Genomic DNA, 18,196 nt, shown 5'->3' on the forward strand with positions numbered 1-18,196 from the left:
CAGGCGAAGCGCCTGGTGAATGCCATGTAACTACTTATGGGTGATTTTTTCCTCGCGGCCATTCTCATCATTTAGGCATGTTTTCCGCCCCTGCACGCCTCGATAGGCTTCTCTCGACAGGGCGTCGAGGCGATTCGGACGACGGCTGACAGCTCCGCCGCGCATAGGAGAAACGCCTCGCACGCATCCGACACAAAGGGAGGAACATCATGGGATTCGAATTGACACGACGTAATTTCCTCGCCACGGGAGCGTTCGGGCTCGCCGGGGCGACGATGGCCGGCATGGGGCTGCAATCCTGCGCGAAATCGGAAAGCGCCGCACCGGAAACGAATGGCGCGAAGGCAGACGGAGCATCCGTCGATACCATCAACAGTTCGGGGATAGTGGTCGACCCGAACAACGTGACCGAAACCATCGACTGCGGCGTCCTCGTGGTCGGATGCGGGCTTTCCGGCCTTGCAGCCTCGGTACAGGCCGCCATGAACGGAGACCGCGTCATCGCGCTCGAGGGCCAATCGGTCGTCGGCGGAAACGGACAGGGCGTGGAAGGAACCTTTGCCGTCGACAGCCGTTTCCAGAAGGAACAGGGCATCGAAGTCGACAAATCGGTCGTCATGCAGGAAGAGCTCGGCAAGCCGCAATGGTATGTGGATGGGTTGTTCTACAAAGACCTGATCAACAATTCCGCAGGAAACCTCGAATGGCTCGCCGACGAGTGCGGCGTCGAATACTCGGGTCTCATCGATAATTATCCTTTCGGCGCTGGCGGCGGCAAGGTGGACACCTTCCATTGGTACAAAGACGGAGCCGCAGCCGTCGGCTACCTCGTCCCCATGGAGGCCAAAGCACGCGAGCTCGGCGTAGACATCCGTCTGAATAGTCGCGCACTCGAGTTCTACTATGACGAAAACGGCGATGTGAACGGCGTCTATGCACAGGACGCCTTCGGCGACCTGGTGGTTTTCCGCGCTCCTGCCGTCATCGTCGCGACCGGCGGTTTCGCAAATGACGAGAAGAGGCTGCTCAAGCACGGCTTCAACCTCGACATGCTTGAGCTCATCGGCACACCCGGGCATTGGGGCGACGGCATCAATATGATCCTTGCAGCGGGCGGCATGGAATACACCGGGGTCTGCTACCTGAAATACAACCGCATCGGCAGGCTTGCCGACATCGCGACGTTCGGTCCCTTCTACGGTGCCTTCTGCTCCGGCGGAAAGGGCATATGGGTCAACAAAGATATGGAACGATTCGTAGATGAAAGCTGCGCGCGCCGCACGGGCAACAACATCACGCAGTCTGCACCCATCCATCTGCAGGACGGCTACGCCTATCTGGTGTGCGACGCCGACATCATCACCTCGCTCAGCAAGGAATTCGCCGACCAGGCGGCCGAATGGGGGGTCGACCTCGATGAGCAGTGGAAGGCCCTCTACGAGAAAGGCGAAGATGCCTGGCAGGCCGACTCAATCGCAGAGCTCGCCGAGAAAGCAGGCGTCGACGCCAAGGCGCTGCAGGCAGCCGTCGACGAATACAATGCCGACTGCGAAAAAGGCAAGGACGCATGGTTCGGAAAAGACGCGGAATACCTCGACCCCATCGTCACCCCTCCCTTCACCTTGGCCCGCATCCACGAAGCCATGGAAGGGCCTCTCGGCGGCGTGACCATCGATCGCAGCTTCCGACCCGTCAAAACCGATGGCGACCGAATGGAAAACGTCTTCTGCATCGGCCTCGACTCCATGATGCTGTACCGCGACGTGTATCCGATCGATGTACCCGGAACCGCTTCGGCCGAATGTATCAACGGAGGCAGGACCGCCGCGAAGCACGCGCATGACATCGTGCAGGAGAAGGGCGTGCATGAGACCGAAGAGGTCGAGGCCGACACCCGCATGAAGGCGAAAAGGGTCATCATGGCTGCAATCGACCTGTTCGCCACCATGGATCTGGGACTGACCGACCAAGACAGCCCTGCGACCATCAGCATGGACGACCCCAAGTTCGGCGAGTTCTTCGATGCCCTCAAGGGAAGCGAACAGCTTTCCGGCATGGAGCTGAGCTCGTGCAGCTTCGAGGCACGCATCGCCGCAGTGCACGTTGCCACCGCCCGCGAAGACAGCCAGCAGAAAAACTACCGATACACGCTTGCGAGCGCGGACATGACGGTCGACGGTGCGCATGCAAGCTACAACTCGAAAGACGGCCTGAGCGTCGACTAGTTGAGAGCCTCATAGGTTCCGATCGCCCCCTCCCTGTTCGGAACCTATGCCCCAGCAGCCAATGCACAGGTCGATCGATAGAAAGCGTCGCGCCGGGATTCTTCTCGATGCGACGCTTTCTTCTGCCTTTCGCCAGCGCTTCGATACGCGAGGGATCACGCCTTCTCAAGCAGCTCGCGCGCGTGCGCAAGAGACGCCGCGCTCGCACCTCCCGAAAGCATGCGGGCGATCTCGAAGGCGCGTGCATCGCCCTCCACGGCAGACAGGCTGGTAACGGGAAGTCCGTCGTCGCCTTCGCTCTTGCGCACCACGTAATGCGAATCGGCACGTACGGCCACCTGCGCAAGATGGGTGACGACGATGACCTGATGGGTCTTCGCAAGGCGGGCGAGCACATCGGCCAGAGCAGTCGCCACCGACCCTCCGACGCCTGCATCGACCTCGTCGAACACGAGCGTTTCCCGATCGTCTACGGCACCGAGCGCCACTTTGCAGGCAAGCATGACGCGGCTGATCTCGCCGCCGGACGCGATGCGGGACAGAGGCCGGGGCGTCATGGATTCGGACGCACGGTAAAGGAATTCGATCGATGTCGAACCCGAGCCGGTCCAGCGCGCACGATCAAGCCGCACGACGCGGCAGACGAGCTGCGCCCCCGACATTTCGAGCCTGGAGAGCTGCTCGTTGACGCGCGCTTCGAAGAGAGGCGCGGCCGCCTCGCGAGCCTCATCGAGTGCATGGGCCGCCGAGACGAGCGCGGATTCGGCCTCGTCGACGTCGGCCTGCGCGCGGGCGACGAGCTCCGCACCGTGATCCACGGATGACACGATCTCCTCCGCTCGCGCTCGGGCGGCGAAGACGTCTTCCATGCGCGGGCCGTACGCCCGCATCAGCCCCTGGAGCGCCGAGGCTCGTTCCTGCAGGTCGATAAGCAACTGCGGGTCCCTGTCGATCGCATCGCGGTATGCGCGCACGTCGCGTTCGACGTCTTCGATGAGATACGCCGCCTCGCGCAACGACTCCGCGCTTCCCGCCAAGGCGGGATCGGCTCCGGCCATGGCCTCGAGCGCGCCTGCAGCCTCGTTGATGAGCTCGAGCGCACCGCCCTCCGAGGCGATGCGGTCATACGCCACGGCGGATGCGCGCGCAAGCTCCTCGGCGTTTTCCGCACGCGGAAGCTGATCCATGACCTCTTCGTATTCTCCCGACAGGGGCGCCACCTCATCGATGCGCCTCAGGATGAAGCGGGCCTCTTCCACTTGCGCAGACGTTACCCTACTGCGTTCGCGCAGGTCTTCGAGCCGCGCAACGGCGGCTTCGGCTTCACGGAAACGACTCCGGTATTCGGAGAGAACGGGTGCGATCGTCGACGCGCCCCAGGCGTCGAGCATGGCCGCATGGTTCGCGGCGCGCATGAGATGCTGATGCTCGTGCTGCCCGCACAGATCGACGGTGACGCCGAATCGCTCGGACAGCTCGCGCACGCTCGCCATGGAACCGTCGACGGATACGCGGCTGCGTCCGTCAGCGCCGAGGCGGCGCGCGACGACGTGCCCGTCGGGAGCGACGGCTTCGCCCTTCAAAAAGAACCGACCTTCCACCTGGGCAGACGGTGCCCCTTCGCGAACCGTTGCGGTATCGGCCCGCTCCCCTACCAGCAGCTTCAGCGCGGACAGGAGGGCGGACTTGCCCGAACCGGTCTCGCCCGTGACGACGGTCAGCCCCTCGCTCGGACGGAAATCGGCGTCTTCGATGAGGGCTATGTTTCGAACATGCAGTTCATCAAGCATGGGCCACGACCTTTGAAACACGATCATGCGGAAGAAGGCGGCGGAAAACGGAACCGCGCCTCTCGCGCTCGCAAAGCATTCTTACGCAACCATTCTATATGCCTCGCGATGCCTGCGCGCACCGAAGCTTCATGCATGCTGAAACCTTCCGAAAATCCGACCATAGCCTGTCCGCCCGCTCAGGCTTTATCATGGATGACTGCATCATGGAGAAGAGAATCTCGTAGAAGGAGCTCTGCATGCCCGCCGCGCAGGACGTCACGCATCCGTTCGAACCCGTGTTCGACGAACAGTCGCAAGTACTCGTGCTGGGAACGATGCCCTCGCCCCGGTCGCGCAAGGAAGGCTTCTACTACGCGCATCCGCGCAACCGGTTCTGGCGCGTGATCGCGCAGCTCTTCGACGAACCGTTGGCGCGCACGAACGAGGAACGGATCGACCAGCTGCTCCGCCACCATATCGCGCTGTGGGACGTGCTCGCCTCATGCCGCATCGCAGGCGCGAAGGATGCGAGCATCCGCGACGCCGTGCCGAACGACCTTGCGCGCATCATGGATGCGGCGCCCGTCGCGGCCGTCTTCTGCACCGGTACCGCCGCTGCTCAAGCCTATCGTCGCTTCAGCGAACCGAAAACGGGAATCGCCTGCGTGCAGCTTCCCTCCACGAGCCCCGCGAACGCCGCCATGGGGCTTGATGCGCTCGTGGACGCATACCGGCCGCTGGCTGCGGCCGCAGCCGCATCGGAGGCTCCCCTTCTCGACGTGCCCGATGTCGTGAGGCTCGAGCAGGCGATCGCCAACGCAGGCACGCCGCTTTCAACCCTCATGGATCGAGCGGGGGCATGGATCGCACATCGCGCCATCGCGAGGATAGAAGCGTTGCGCGACGACGCGAAGGAACCGACCGAGACTAACAAGACGAGCGAAACGACCGGGACGAACGAAACGAACGATCGCTCCTGTCCGCACCCTTCGGACGAACCCCGCGCCGGACATGACGGTGCTCGCCGTCGGGCGTGCGACGCATCCAAGATCGTCGTGCTCTGCGGCAACGGCAACAACGGAGGAGACGGATGGGTCGCGGCGCGCATATTGGCCGATGCCGGCCTGCCTGTAAGCGTCATCTGCGCGAAAGAGCCGCACGACCTGCGCGCCCAGCCGGCACGCAATGCCGCGATCGAAGCGCTGACAGCGCTCGAGGAGCATGGCGCACGCGTCCTCGTCTCCCCCGATCCCGCTGCGCTTGAATCCGAGTTGGAAAGCGCTGCCGTCATCATCGATGCCATCCTCGGCACCGGGTTTTCGGGCGGCTCCGTCGCCGCGCCTTTCGACGCGTGGATCGAAGCGGCCGTGCGCGCGCGGAACGCGGGCGCCTTCATCATCGCCGCCGACGTGCCGAGCGGCCTTTCCGCCCAGACGGGACGCGCGGTGCGTCCCTGCATCAAGGCCGATGAGACCGTGACCATGCTCGCGATGAAGCCGGGTCTTTCGACGCCTTTCGCCTTCGCATGGGCCGGTACGGTGCGCATCGGCGCTATTGCCTACGTCGAACCCTTGCTCGAACGGATGGCCTGCGAGGACAACGCACCTGCGACCGGCAAAGACGGAAAACCGGACTTCGCTGGTTCTCGTGGCAAGAAAACGCCGGGCAAACCCCTGCATGCCAAAGCCGGGGACGAAGACAGGGCCGGCGCAGCTGACGACCAGGCGGATCATGCGGAGGAATCCAGACGACGGGACATCGGCGCGGAAGAACCCCGGCGATCCCGCACGCGCACGGAACAGACCGCAAATCCCTCCGCCGTCTGCAGCGCCCTCCGGCAGGATCCCTTCGCGCGCGCAGAGCAGGAAGACGACGACGGCTACGATCCCTACTCCGACCGGCCGCCCATGCCCGAGCCTGTCTTCCAGCGCGACCCCTGGGCCTAGCCTCTTCCTGCCTGCAAGCCGGCCTATCGCCTGCGAAGCCATTCCCTGCCCTCTGCGCCACAGCCGGCCTTGTCCGAACGGCGCCCCTCGTCTACAGGGCTGCACGTGCGAAACCAATAGGCGCGTTGTCGGTGAATATGCGCCCCCCTTCGTCTACAGGGCCGCAAGGGCCACGCGATCGACCTCGCCATCCGGCGTCATGGGGAGCGCGTCGTGGAAGACGATTTTGCGGGGGATCATGTAGGGCGGGAGATTCGTCTTGAGCGCCCCTTTGAGCTTCAATCCTTCGCGGAAGTCGGATTCGACGCGCGCCTCGGCGGACACCACATGCGCGACGAGGTGCGTGACGCGCCCGTCCCGCATCGCAGGCACGACCGCAGCCGTCTCGACAGCATCGAGCCTCCGAAGATTCTCTTCGATATCGCCCAGCTCGATGCGGAAGCCGTCGAGCTTCACCTGCAGGTCAAGACGCCCGCGATAATGCAGCATTCCCTCGGCGTCCAGCCAGCCTTCGTCGCCCGTGCGGTACGTGCGCACGGGCCTTCCGTCGAGATCCGCAATGCCGAAGGCCTTCGCCGTCAGATCCTCACGACCGAAATACCCCTTGGCCACCGTGTCGCCTTCGACGACGATCTCGCCATGCCGGCCGGCAGGCACGTCCGATCCGTGCGCGTCCACGACGCGGATGCGCGTGCCCGGCTTCGGCAGCCCGACGGCGAGGGGCGCATCGGCCTCGGCCATCTCGGGCGTCACCGTGACGCTCGTCACGGCGACCGTCGATTCCGCGGGTCCGTAGGTGTTCACGATGACCGCCTTCGGAAAGCGTTTCAGCAAACGACAGGCCGTCGCATTCGTCAATGTCTCGCCGCTGAACAGGAAGAGCTTGAGGTTCTTGAGCAGCGCGCCGTCGAACGTCTTCTCGGCGAGGCACGCGTCGACGAACGAGGGCGTCGACACCCACACGTCCACCTTCGATTCCATGAACGCCCGGAACTGCTTCACGAAATCGTCTTGTGCGGACTTCGTCAGGCTATAGAGCGTTCCGCCCGCCTGAAACGACATGACCTGGCCGAAGATCGAGAGATCGAACGAGAAGGATGCCTTGTTCAAGAAGGTCAGGCCCTCCTTGCCGATACCGCCCAAGGTCAGCGCCCACCGTGCGAAGCTATCCACGCAATCGGCCGTGACCTGCACGCCCTTGGGCGCGCCGGTCGCATCGCTCGTGAACAGGATGTAGCAGAGATCCTCTCCGGAAACCCAGGCGGATTCATCGGATACGGCACCTGCGCGCACGCCGTCGGCCACGATGCGCTCAAGCTCCGCGCGAGGAATGACAAGGCCCCGGGTCGCGACGGTGGGAAAATCCTCGACCGCAAGCACGGTCGGGCTCCCGATCTGGCCGACGATATTGGCGACGCGATCGCTCGGAACCGTATGGCAGTCGAGAGGAACGTAGGGATGACCGCTCTTCATGCAGGCATGGAAGCACTCGGTCATAAGAGGCGATGTATGCCCGTAGACCACGACGGGCTCATGGGCGGCGATATCGGCCGTGCGCAGGAAGGCGGCGATGGCTTCGGAGGCGCTCCAATGCGCACGATACGTGGCGAATTCCCCATCGGACGTCTTCACCGCAAGCGCATCGGGGATGTCCTGAGAATGGCGGCGCATGCGTTCGAGCAGTTCCATCTTCACTCCCTTTCTTCCTCGCCATGGCGGGGGAAGCCGGCGAGGACGATATCCGCAAGCTCGTCGAAGGTGTCGCAGATCGCATCGGGATGCTCGGCCTCAAGCCTCTCATGGGAGAATGACCCCCAGCTCACAGCTATGGTCGCGGCGTGAGCGGCCCGCCCCGCCTGCACGTCGAAGGGGCTATCGCCCGCATAGACGCACCGACGAGGATCGATGCCGAGAAGCGTCGCGCCGTACGCGACCGGCTCGGGATCGGGCTTATGCCGCGCCGTGTCTTCCCTTCCCACCAGCGCGGAGAAGAAGCCGTCCAGACCCAGGATCTTGAAACCGCGTTGCGCGAGCCAATGCGTCTTGGACGTGACGACGCCCAGGGATATGCCCGCATCCGCAAGGCGCGCCAGCCCCTCGCGCACGCCGGGAAAGGCGGAGACCGCGGCGTCGTGGTGCGCATGGTTATGCGCGCGGTATGAGTCGAGGAGCAGGCGTTGAATCTCAGGGTCGTCGCTCAGATGCGTCATCTGCACGTCGAGCGGCTGACCCTGGTTGCTCATGAGCTCATCCTCCGGAAGCTCGACGCCCAGCACCTCGCGGGTACAGTGGCGAAAGCTCGCGAGAATCAAATCGTAGGTATCGACGAGGGTGCCGTCGTTGTCGAACAGCACGGCTTCTGGTCGTTGCATGCGCGAACCTCCTTGGTCATACCGAGCAGAGTATCATGTTCAAGAAATCACGAAGACGGCTGCACGCCGCCGTTGCTTGCCGGTAAGGAGGAGCACATGAGGGCTCTTATCCAGCGCGTCTCGCACGCACGCATCACGATCGACCGCGATGTCGAACGCTCCATCGGGCGCGGCTACGTCATCCTGCTCGGTATCGGGCATGAAGACGACGCAGCCTGCGTCGGCGTGCTCTGGAACAAGATCGCGCGGCTGCGCATCTTCGACGACGGGAACGGCAAAGCCAACCTCTCCCTTGCCGACATCGGAGGAGACGTCCTGATCGTCAGCCAGTTCACCCTGTACGCGAACTGCCGGCGCGGTGCGCGCCCCTCGTTTTCCAACGCTGCGCGTCCGGATGCGGCCATCCCGCTCTACGAGACGTTCGTCGCCGCGGCCCGCGCCGACGTCGACCACGTGGAAACCGGCGAGTTCGGTGCGGACATGCAGGTCGAACTGGAAAACGACGGACCTTTCACCATCTGGCTCGACACCGACGACCTCGCAATCGGACGCCGATGATTTCAGAGAACATTCTTAAACGTCTGGGAGGATCGCTCGCGCTCAACCGCGCACGCACCATCGCCGCGCGCGGCTATCCCATCTTCAACCGACGCCTTTCCTACCGCAAGCATCTCACCGTCCTGCATGCTTCGATCGACGACGCGACGACGTCGACGGGGTCGGTGGACGCATCCATCACCGTGGATGAATCGAACGGATCGGTCGCGGGATACGCATGCGGATGCGCGGAGGCGGCCCGCGCCGACAGGACCGGCCCCTGCAAGCACTGCATGGCCGTCGCGCTCGACTACAACCGCAACATGAGATCGTACGAAGGCTACGACCCCACCCGCTTCATCAAGACGTCGTCGTGCATCGCCGACTATCTCGACCGCGCGACACCCGCCCTGCGCGTGCGCGCCGGCACGGACGGAGACGATCGGGGCAGCATCGACTTCTCTCTCGAACTTGCCTACGACCTCGGCGCATGGAACGCGCGCTTCAAGATCCGCGGCGCGCACGGATCCTATATCCTGCCGAGCATCTCCGATGTGCTCGACAACGTGAAGGCGGGCGAGTACGTCTCGTACGGCAAGAAGCTCGGATTCGTCCATGCGCCCGACGCGTTCTCGGCACACGGACGGGACGTGCTCGCGTTCCTCGACCGTGCGCTTGCATCCCGCCGCACGATGGATGCGCACGCCCAATGGGGTTTCGGCCTGCGCCGCATCGAGCGCGACCTGCACATCTCCCCGCCTGAGATAGACGAGCTCGTGCGGCTCTTCGAAGAAGAGGGCTTCCGGCTGCGCGACGGATCGAAGGAAACCTCGCGCGGACGGGCCATGCACGTCGTCGAAGCCGATCCGCCCCTTTCCATCGTCGTCAAACCCCTTGGCGAAAACGGTTTCGAGCTCGTCCGTTCCGGCCAGGTGCGTTTCGTGGACTGCGGCCGAACGCTCTACGCCTGGAAGGGCGACGCGTTCTACCGCTGCTCGCCCGCCATGCGTGCAGCTGCAGACTTCCTGCTCGACGTGTACGCAAGCCCCGTGCGCCAGCTCCTGTTGACCGAAGACGACGCCGAACGCTTCGTCCCCCTCGTCGCCGCCTCGCTCGACGGAGCCATCGACGTGCACCTTCCGCCTCAACTCGAAGAGCTCCGCCCGCGCCCTTGCACGCTCGAGTTCTATATCGATCGCGGAGCCGGCGGCGTGGAATGCCGCCCCGTCGCAGCATACGGATCGCAGTCCCATGGGCTCTTCGCCACGCTCGGACGGCAGGATTACGCCGATGAGACGGCAGAGGCTCCCGCGCGCGACATCGTTCGCCGCTACTTCCCCGAGATCAGGGAAGACGGCGTCTGCATCATCCCCGACGACGAGACGGACGCGCTCGGCCGCCTGGCCTTCGAGGGCGTCTCCGAGCTGCAACGCATCGGCGAGGTGTTCGCCACACCCGAATTCAACCGCCTGGCCTCGTCCGCCCGCCCGAGCGTATCGGTCGGCCTCTCGCTGAAGTCGTCGCTCATCGACGTCAGCTTCGAGGTAGAAGGCATGCCCGCCGACGAGCTTTCCGCCCTGCTTGCAAGCTATCGCAGGCGCAAGGACTACCATCGCCTCAAGGACGGCACGCTCATCCGCATCGCCGGCGTGGACCTGGCGCGCATCGACGAGGCCGCGAGTCTCATCAACGCCTCGAAGGCGCAGCTCGACGCCGGACGCGCGACGGCACCGGCCTTCGATGCGTTCGCGCTCGACGCGCTTGCCGACGACGACGCGAAGGATGCCTCGTTCGTCGCGTGGGTGGACGCCTTCAAGACCATAGACGAAGACGCCTACCGCGTGCCCGTCGGGCTTGCCGCGACGCTGCGCCCCTACCAAGAGGCCGGATTCCGATGGATGTCCCACCTCATAGACCTCGGGTTCGGCGGCATCCTCGCCGACGAGATGGGCCTCGGCAAGACGCTCCAGCTCATCTGCCTGCTGCTTGCGCGCCGCGACGAGGCGCGGACGACAGGACCGAGCCTCGTCGTCTGCCCCGCGTCGCTCGTGTACAACTGGGCGGCGGAATTCGAACGGTTCGCCCCGGATCTGCGCGTCGCGGTCGTAGCGGGGGACGCCGACGCGCGGGCGGAAGCGCGCCGCCGCGCGGACGCCGATGTATTCATCACATCATACGATCTGCTCAAGCGCGATATCGAAGACTATGCGGGCATGCGCTTCTGGTGCGAGGCGCTCGACGAGGCCCAGTACGTCAAGAACCACGAGACGCAGGCGGCCGCATCCGTGAAGGCCATAGATGCCGCGCATCGCATCGCGCTGACGGGAACGCCGATCGAAAACCGCGTCTCCGAAGTCTGGAGCATCTTCGACTACCTGATGCCGGGGCTGCTCGGATCGTACACGCGCTTCCGCGACCGGTTCGAGACGCCCATCATGGGCGGCGACGAAGAGGCGGCCGCACGGCTGTCCGCCCTCGTAGGCCCGTTCATCCTGCGGCGCCGGAAGGCGGACGTCCTGACCGATTTGCCCGAAAAATGGGAGTCGGTCGTCTATGCCCGGCTCGAAGGCGAGCAACGCGCGCTCTATCAGGCGCACGAGCAGTTGCTTCGCACGAAGATCGCGCACGAGGGCGAAGAGGGGGACGACGGCCGAAGCAAGGTGGAGATACTCGCCGAACTCACGCGCCTGCGCCAGATCGCGCTCGACCCGAGCCTGCTCTATGCCGACTACCGCGGCGGCGGCGCGAAGGAGCAGGCGATCATGGACACCATCGCGTCCTGCATCGCCTCAGGCGAGAAGGTGCTCGTATTCTCGCAGTTCACCAGTTATCTGGATATCATCGGAGCGAAGCTTTCCGAGCAAGGCGTGAAGCATTACGTTATCACGGGATCGACGCCCAAGAAGAAGCGCCTCGCGCTCGTCGACGCCTTCAACGCCGATGACACGCCGGTTTTCCTCATCTCGCTCAAGGCGGGCGGAACGGGGCTCAATCTGACCGGCGCCTCGGTGGTGCTGCACGCGGATCCCTGGTGGAATGCCGCGGCGCAGAACCAAGCGACCGACCGCGCGCACCGCATGGGACAGACGCGCATCGTCAACGTGTACCGGGTGATCGCGAAGGACACAATCGAGGAACGCATCCTGAAGCTTCAGGATGCGAAATCCGACCTGGCCGACCGCATCGTCGGCAGCGGCGGCGGAACGTCGCTCGCATCCCTTACGAAGGAAGACCTGCTCGACCTGCTAGGCTAGGAGAGGCGTTCCTCTAATACACCATGCCCATGGCCTCGCGGACCTCCGCGAGCGTCTGTTCGGCGATGGCGCAGGCCGCCTTGTTGCCCTCATGGATGACGTCCTTGATGTAGTCGAGGTCGCCCTCGAACGCGCGCCGGCGCTCACGGTGCGGAGCGAGGAATTCGTTCACGCTTTCGGTGACATAACGCTTGAGCTGCCCCGACCCGCCTTCTCCGATCTCTTCGGCGATGTCCGCCTCGGTGCGGCCGGTGCAGAGCGCCGCCGTGGTCAGCAGCGCGGACACGCCCGGACGCCCTTCCTTGTCGAAGGTGATCATGCGCTCGGAATCGGTCTTGGACTTCTTGACGAGCTTCGCCGTTTCCTCCGCCGTGGCGCCGAGCATGATGGAGTTGCCGTAGCTCTTCGACATCTTGCGGCCGTCAAGCCCGGGAATCTCGATCGCGTCGGACAAGATGCCTTCGGGTTCCGGGAACACCTTGCCGTAGCGCTTGTTGAATCGACGGGCGATCTGGCGCGTGACCTCGATATGGGGTAGCTGATCTTTGCCGACGGGCACGATGTTGGCCTTGCAGAACAGGATGTCGCAGGCCTGATGGACGGGATAGGTGAGCAGCAGCCCCGTGAGCTCGTGGCCCGAGGCTTCCATCTCGGATTTCACCGTGGGATTGCGCTGGAGCTCCGCCTCGCTCACGAGCGAGAGGAACGGCAGCATGAGCTGGTTTTCGGCGGGCACGGCGGAATGCGTGAAGATGGGCGTGCGCGCAGGGTCGATGCCGGCGGCCACGTAGTCCATCACCATGTTGTAGACGTTGTCCTGGATGTGCTCGGTCGTATCTCGGTCGGTGATGACCTGGTAGTCGGCGATGAGGATCATGCAATTCACGCCGGCATCCTGCATGGCGACGCGGTTCTGGATGCTGCCGAAGTAGTGCCCCAGGTGCAGACGACCCGTCGGGCGGTCGCCCGTGAGCATGCGATAGTTGCCGGGATTGACCTTGATGTCTGCGCGAATCTCGTTGCTGCGTTTGAGGCTCGCGTCGAAGCTGCCTTCGTTGGGCATGCGCGTATCCAATCTACTGTGCGCTCGAAGGCGCGATGGTCTGGGAAGATGGCGGGCGTGAAGGACGTGCGCCGCACGCTATGGTACCACGTATCACGTTCTGCACGAGAATCGATGCGGCCTCGTTCGCGGGGATGCTGAGGAACGGCACGACGCATGTCTGCGCTGCAGATTGCGTCGAACTGCCGCCGGTGCGCTATAGTACCGCATATGCACGCATACGCCACCATATCCGGTCGTTCCACGGCCGAGGTCGAGATCAAGAAGAGCCGCTTCATCGCGAGCCTCGCGCACGTCGCGGCCGAAGAGGAAGCCCTCGCGTTCATCGAGGAGGTGCGTGCCGCGAACCGCATGGCGCGCCACAACGTCTACGCCTACGTGATGCGCGATGCGAACGGAGGGCCTGGACGGACGCGCTATTCCGACGACGGGGAGCCTCAGAAGACCGCAGGGCTTCCCACGCTTTCGGTCCTGCAGGGTGCCGGGCTCCAGGACGTGGTCTGCGTGACCACGCGTTACTTCGGCGGGGTGCTGCTCGGCACGGGCGGGCTCGTGCGCGCCTATTCCCAAGCGGCCCAGGAAGCCGTCGCGCGGGCCGAGATCATGACGATCTCGCGCTGCGTGGACGCGACCTGCCGCGTTCCCTATGCCCTTTACGACCAGTTCGCGAAGCTCGTGGAAGAATCCGGCGCGAAGATGCAGGACGCCGCCTGGACGGATGCCGTCACCTGCCGCGTGCGCATGCTCGACGGGACGCAGGACGCGTTCTCCGTCGCCGTGTCCGAGCTTTCCCGCGGAACCGTGATGCCCGAGGTCGGCGAGCCGTTCGACGCCGCATTCTAGCGGAGGCACTGCGGTCGGCCACTCTGCGGTCGCGCGTGGCCGTGCGGGCCGTGCAGGCGTGTGGGTCATGCGGGCTGCATGGGCCGTGCCGACCGCGCAGGTCGTGCGGGTCGTGCGTGGGCCGTGCGGATCGCGCAGGTCGTGCGGGTCGTGCGGATCGTATGCGGTCATGCGCCGAAGGCCGTAAGTCAAACCCTTCCTCGATGCCAAAAAATCGAAGCTTAGTATACCCTATAGGGGTATATTTTCAGTCCATATGTTGTTATTGCAACGAAGTGACGCTTGATTAAGGGCAGTTTCGTTGTGGGTACAACAGAAATGATGCGCGAGATTCTCTAAACAGCGATTTTTTGACATCGGCGTCGAATTCGATGGTCGAAAAGGGGCTATACCCCCCTTTTTTTCATCCATGGATGGTACTGCACAGTCATCACAGTCATCACAGTCATCACAGTCATCACAGTCATCAAGGCTATCTCAGCCATCACGTTCATCCTGTGCATCCTGGCTATACCCTTTTTATCCATGGATGGCACATTCAGAATTGCCGATCAGCTACGCTTGCGTCTTACGCCCCGCCCCATCCATGGATGGAACTGCGAGCCCTCTCCACTCTGCCCGTCTCAAAATCTTATACCCATCCATGGATGGAACCGTCCGGCGGACAACAGGCTCAACAGGCGCGCTCGGTGTCGAGGCTATACCCCTGCCCATAGATAGAAAACTGAACAACATACCGCGAGGCGGCGGCAGGAATCATGCGGAAACGCCTCGGATATTCAACGGTTGAACGCATGCGGAAACGCCCCGCGCAACTCGCTCGACCCCGCATGCGGAAACGCCCGGGGCATTCAGCGATTGAACGCGTGGCGGAACTGGAACATCATCCAATACGCGACGCCGGCGACGGGCCAGATGATCCACGTGATCTCCCAATGCATCGTGACGAAGCTCGAAAGCAGATAGAGCACCAGGACGACCGACCAGTACGGTCCCGCCACGCTTCTGTTGAACCTTTTCACGGAGCGACGGTAGTCCTCCTCTTCGAGCAGGGCGTCGAAACCGCCCCAGATGATCGACGCATGGACTATGAGAGCGACGCCCAAAGAAACGATGATCAAAAGAACGACCATGGAAAACAGGCCGTTCGCTTCGGACTCCTCGAGAGCGTTCACGGCAATCACGGGAACGGCCGCCGCGATGCATAGGGCGACGCCCGTCACCATCTCGCGCAGATGCGTTCCGGAAAAGGCGTTCTTGCGCTCGCGAACCATACCCTCGACGCCGTATGCCGTGTCGATAGGATTCTTCTTGATGCGCTCGAACCGCTTCAACGCATGCCCCGATACGATGAACAATCCCACAGCAACTGCAACAACAGGCAGAAGGACGGCGATGCCGATGGAACCAGCCTGGTCTTCGGTCAGGGCGATGCTGCCGTTCGCGCTCGCGCCCACAAGGAGGAACATGGGGACGAAGGCGAGGATGCACAGGCAGACGCCGAAGGCCACGCGAGACGCCGCACGAGCCGTCGCGTCGATAAATGCATTGCCTCGTCGAACGAAACGGAGATAGGCGCATCGTCCGCATCGGAGGTGGCGGCATCTGTGGAAACGGAAGGCGCTTCGACTCCATCCTCCACATCGAGATCGTCGCGGATGAGGGAATCAAGACTCAACCCGAAGAGGTCGGCCAGCTTGACGGCCTTGTCCATGTCGGGCATCGACTGGGATCCTTCCCATTTAGAAACCGACTGGCGAGAAACGCCGAGACGCTCGGCCAGCTGCTCCTGAGACATGCCGGCCTTCTTGCGCAACATGATGATCTTATCCGCGAGGATCATGGCAATCGTTCCCTTTCATTTCATCTTCCCATAGCGCCGTTTCTCCCGAAGCGATGCTTCGCACCTGCCCGCAGCATCGCTTCGTACGATGCGGATCCTTCGGCGCCTTCGATGGTCTGAATGTAGGAAAACATGCGGTTGCAGACTACCAATCCGACCGTTCAATTTCGCATCCAGTGGTTGCGGCAGCTTTTTACCTGGTATGATGCATGTTCTGCATCAGGCTTGAATCTCATGGACGATCGCCGTGCTCGAATCCCATGTCGGTGAATCGTCGGATGGTCCTTCTCGCGTACGGATCTCGCAGACGATCGCCGTGCCCGAATCTCATGTCTCGCCGAGCGCATCGGCAACTTCCAGCCATTCGTCTTCCAGGGCCTCTTTATCGGCAGCACGCGCGTCGAGCTCAGCCTGCAGTTTGCCCAGAAGAACGAAATCGGTCGGATCGGCGGCACTCATCTCCGCGCGTTTGGCATCCACCTTGTTCGACGCGGTATTGATGCGGCGCTGCAGGCTTGAAAGCCGTTTCTTCAGCTCGCGCATCTCGGCGTTCGAGAGACGCGGAGACGCAGGCGCACCCGATGATGCGGCCATGCCCGAAGACGCGAATGCATCCAAGGACGCACGTGCACCCGAAGGCGCAGAAGCCCCTGAAGACACAGACATATCCGAGAATGCGCGCACCCCTGACGTACTCGAGGACACGGATGCGTCAGACGATGCGAAGGCCCCTGGGAACGGGCGTGCACCCGAAGATGCAGCCTCATCCGAACCCGCACACGCCGCACCCAAAGAGGCGGATCCCGATCCGATCACGTCTGCGAACGAGACGCCGCGCGACGAATCGCGCTCTTCGAGCATCTGCAGGTATTCGTCCACGCCGCGCGGGCAATGCACGACCTTTCCGCCGATGAGCGCATACTGGTCATCGGTCACGCGCTCCATCAGATGCCGGTCATGCGTCACCATGATAAGCGTGCCCGCCCAGGTATCCAGCACGTCTTCGAGCATCGCGAGCATGTCGGTATCAAGGTCGTTGCCCGGCTCGTCTAAGATGAGCACGTTGGGTTCCTGAATGAGCGTGAGCATGAGCTGCAGGCGCCGCTTCTGACCGCCCGAAAGATCGCCCACGCGCGAGAACAGGGCCTTCGACGAGAACCCGAGCCTCTCCAGCAGCTTGGCGGGCGTGGTCTCCTTGCCGTCTACCACGACGCGCGCCGGATAGCGCGAAAGCACCTCGGTCACACGATACGCATCCTGTTCGGCAAGCTCGTCCAGGCGCTGCGAGAGCACGGCGAACTTCACCGTCTTGCCGATCTTCACGAAGCCCGCGTCGGGGCGCTGCAAACGCTGCACGACGCGCAGGAGCGTCGTCTTGCCCGCGCCGTTCTCGCCGAGGATGCCGACGCGGTCGCCGGGGCCGACCGACCAGTCGACGCCGTTGAGGACCGTACGTCCCCCGAACGACACGCTCACGCCCGTCAGGTCGATGACCTGCTTGCCCAGACGCTGCATCGCAAGCGTCTTGAGCTCTAGAGGATCGCGCATCGGCGGCACGTCGTTGATCAGGGCCTCGGCGGCTTCGACGTGGAACTTGGGCTTGGTCGAGCGGGCGCGGGCGCCGCGAGAGAGCCAGGCGAGCTCCTTGCGCGCAAGGTTCTGGCGACGCTGCTCGGTCACGCGCTCCACGCGGTCGCGCTCGACGCGCTGCAGCATGTAGGCGGAATACCCGCCTTCGAAGGGGATGACGCGCCCCGCGTGCACTTCCCACATACGCGTGCAGACCTCGTCGAGGAACCAGCGGTCGTGCGTCACCACGAGCAGGGCGCCGGAACCGCGCGGCCAACGGCGCGCCAGATGGGCGGCGAGCCAGGATATGGCCCGCATGTCCAGATGATTCGTCGGCTCGTCCAGAAGCAGGACGTCGTCGTCGCCCACGAGCAGCCGCGCCAGATCGACGCGGCGGCGCTGTCCGCCTGAAAGCGTGCTCACCTGGGTATTCCACGGAATATCGGCGACAAGGCTCGACACGACCTCGCGAATGCGCGCGTCGGAGGCCCAGACGTATTCGGGCGCGCCGCCGACGATCGATTCCCTCACGGTGGACGCATCGTCGAGCGCATCGGTCTGGTCGAGCACGCCCATGCGCAGCCCACGCGTGCGCGTCGCTGCGCCTTCGTCAGGCTCGATCGAGCGCGCGAGCAGCTTCAGCAGGGACGACTTCCCTTCGCCGTTCTGACCGACGACGCCGATCCTGTCGCCTTCGTGCACGCCGAGCGTCACGCCGTCGAGGACCTTCTTCGTCGGATATTCCAGATGGACGCCTTCGCATCCGAACATG

General features: G+C 63.6%; 12 protein-coding genes. 5 read left to right on the top strand and 7 right to left on the bottom strand.

Features of this window, described 5'->3' with window-relative positions; translation table 11 throughout:
- Positions 1-209: 209 nt before the first annotated feature.
- On the top strand, positions 210-2,225 hold the full coding sequence (locus HMPREF0762_RS03070) for an FAD-dependent oxidoreductase (RefSeq protein WP_006361943.1): 2,016 nt from the start codon (positions 210-212) through the stop codon (positions 2,223-2,225).
- Positions 2,226-2,380: 155 nt separating this feature from the next.
- Here HMPREF0762_RS03070 and HMPREF0762_RS03075 read toward each other — a convergent pair whose 3' ends face one another.
- Positions 2,381-4,015 carry a DNA repair protein RecN gene (locus HMPREF0762_RS03075; protein ID WP_040618878.1) on the bottom strand — a complete coding sequence of 545 codons (1,635 nt, stop codon included), beginning with the start codon at positions 4,013-4,015 and terminating at the stop codon, positions 2,381-2,383.
- A 239-nt stretch (positions 4,016-4,254) separates the two neighbouring features.
- On the opposite strand from HMPREF0762_RS03075, the gene HMPREF0762_RS03080 reads away from it, so the two are divergent.
- Complete coding sequence (locus HMPREF0762_RS03080; RefSeq protein ID WP_006361946.1) at positions 4,255-5,943, top strand: DNA-deoxyinosine glycosylase; 1,689 nt, start codon at positions 4,255-4,257, stop codon at positions 5,941-5,943.
- A 153-nt stretch (positions 5,944-6,096) separates the two neighbouring features.
- Here the strand turns inward: HMPREF0762_RS03080 and dltA are convergent, their stop codons facing one another.
- Positions 6,097-7,632: a D-alanine--poly(phosphoribitol) ligase subunit DltA gene (gene dltA / locus HMPREF0762_RS03085; RefSeq protein WP_040618880.1), complete on the bottom strand. Its 1,536-nt coding sequence runs from the start codon at positions 7,630-7,632 to the stop codon at positions 6,097-6,099.
- Between the two features lie 2 nt (positions 7,633-7,634).
- Entirely contained in the window at positions 7,635-8,315 is a 681-nt protein-coding gene (locus HMPREF0762_RS03090; RefSeq protein ID WP_006361948.1) for an HAD family hydrolase, read from the bottom strand.
- A gap of 96 nt (positions 8,316-8,411) precedes the next feature.
- On the opposite strand from HMPREF0762_RS03090, the gene dtd reads away from it, so the two are divergent.
- Entirely contained in the window at positions 8,412-8,873 is a 462-nt protein-coding gene (dtd, locus tag HMPREF0762_RS03095) for a D-aminoacyl-tRNA deacylase (RefSeq protein WP_040618882.1), read from the top strand.
- On the top strand, positions 8,870-12,106 hold the full coding sequence (locus HMPREF0762_RS03100) for a DEAD/DEAH box helicase (RefSeq protein ID WP_006361950.1): 3,237 nt from the start codon (positions 8,870-8,872) through the stop codon (positions 12,104-12,106). The genes dtd and HMPREF0762_RS03100 overlap by 4 nt, the downstream gene beginning before the upstream one ends.
- Before the next feature lie 13 nt (positions 12,107-12,119).
- On the opposite strand, the gene trpS is transcribed toward HMPREF0762_RS03100, so the two are convergent.
- On the bottom strand, positions 12,120-13,169 hold the full coding sequence (gene trpS, locus HMPREF0762_RS03105; protein WP_006361951.1) for a tryptophan--tRNA ligase: 1,050 nt from the start codon (positions 13,167-13,169) through the stop codon (positions 12,120-12,122).
- 156 nt (positions 13,170-13,325) lie between these two features.
- Here trpS and HMPREF0762_RS03110 point away from each other — a divergent pair, with 156 nt between their 5' ends.
- Entirely contained in the window at positions 13,326-14,012 is a 687-nt protein-coding gene (locus tag HMPREF0762_RS03110) for an IMPACT family protein (protein WP_245935482.1), read from the top strand.
- 851 nt (positions 14,013-14,863) lie between these two features.
- On the opposite strand, the gene HMPREF0762_RS08960 is transcribed toward HMPREF0762_RS03110, so the two are convergent.
- The 3 genes from HMPREF0762_RS08960 to HMPREF0762_RS03120 all read right to left on the bottom strand — a co-directional run bounded on the left by HMPREF0762_RS08960 (position 14,864) and on the right by HMPREF0762_RS03120 (position 18,195).
- Positions 14,864-15,523, bottom strand: a complete 660-nt coding sequence (locus HMPREF0762_RS08960) for a hypothetical protein (RefSeq protein ID WP_160150963.1) — start codon at positions 15,521-15,523, stop codon at positions 14,864-14,866.
- Entirely contained in the window at positions 15,436-15,855 is a 420-nt protein-coding gene (locus tag HMPREF0762_RS08965) for a helix-turn-helix transcriptional regulator (protein WP_006361958.1), read from the bottom strand. Before HMPREF0762_RS08965 ends, HMPREF0762_RS08960 begins: the two co-directional genes overlap by 88 nt.
- A 327-nt stretch (positions 15,856-16,182) precedes the next feature.
- Positions 16,183-18,195: an ABC-F family ATP-binding cassette domain-containing protein gene (locus tag HMPREF0762_RS03120; protein ID WP_006361960.1), complete on the bottom strand. Its 2,013-nt coding sequence runs from the start codon at positions 18,193-18,195 to the stop codon at positions 16,183-16,185.
- Position 18,196: the final 1 nt, after the last annotated feature.

It is taken from the genome of Slackia exigua ATCC 700122 (assembly GCF_000162875.1).
GTDB lineage: Bacteria > Actinomycetota > Coriobacteriia > Coriobacteriales > Eggerthellaceae > Slackia > Slackia exigua.

Excerpts from the sequence above, each read along its gene's own strand:
- HMPREF0762_RS03070 (WP_006361943.1), top strand. The coding sequence starts at position 210 with ATGGGATTCGAATTGACACGACGTAATTTCCTCGCCACGGGAGCGTTC.
- HMPREF0762_RS03075 (WP_040618878.1), bottom strand. The coding sequence starts at position 4,015 with ATGCTTGATGAACTGCATGTTCGAAACATAGCCCTCATCGAAGACGCC.
- HMPREF0762_RS03080 (WP_006361946.1), top strand. The coding sequence starts at position 4,255 with ATGCCCGCCGCGCAGGACGTCACGCATCCGTTCGAACCCGTGTTCGAC.
- dltA (WP_040618880.1), bottom strand. The coding sequence starts at position 7,632 with ATGGAACTGCTCGAACGCATGCGCCGCCATTCTCAGGACATCCCCGAT.
- HMPREF0762_RS03090 (WP_006361948.1), bottom strand. The coding sequence starts at position 8,315 with ATGCAACGACCAGAAGCCGTGCTGTTCGACAACGACGGCACCCTCGTC.
- dtd (WP_040618882.1), top strand. The coding sequence starts at position 8,412 with ATGAGGGCTCTTATCCAGCGCGTCTCGCACGCACGCATCACGATCGAC.
- HMPREF0762_RS03100 (WP_006361950.1), top strand. The coding sequence starts at position 8,870 with ATGATTTCAGAGAACATTCTTAAACGTCTGGGAGGATCGCTCGCGCTC.
- trpS (WP_006361951.1), bottom strand. The coding sequence starts at position 13,169 with ATGCCCAACGAAGGCAGCTTCGACGCGAGCCTCAAACGCAGCAACGAG.
- HMPREF0762_RS03110 (WP_245935482.1), top strand. The coding sequence starts at position 13,326 with ATGTCTGCGCTGCAGATTGCGTCGAACTGCCGCCGGTGCGCTATAGTA.
- HMPREF0762_RS08965 (WP_006361958.1), bottom strand. The coding sequence starts at position 15,855 with ATGATCCTCGCGGATAAGATCATCATGTTGCGCAAGAAGGCCGGCATG.
- HMPREF0762_RS03120 (WP_006361960.1), bottom strand. The coding sequence starts at position 18,195 with ATGTTCGGATGCGAAGGCGTCCATCTGGAATATCCGACGAAGAAGGTC.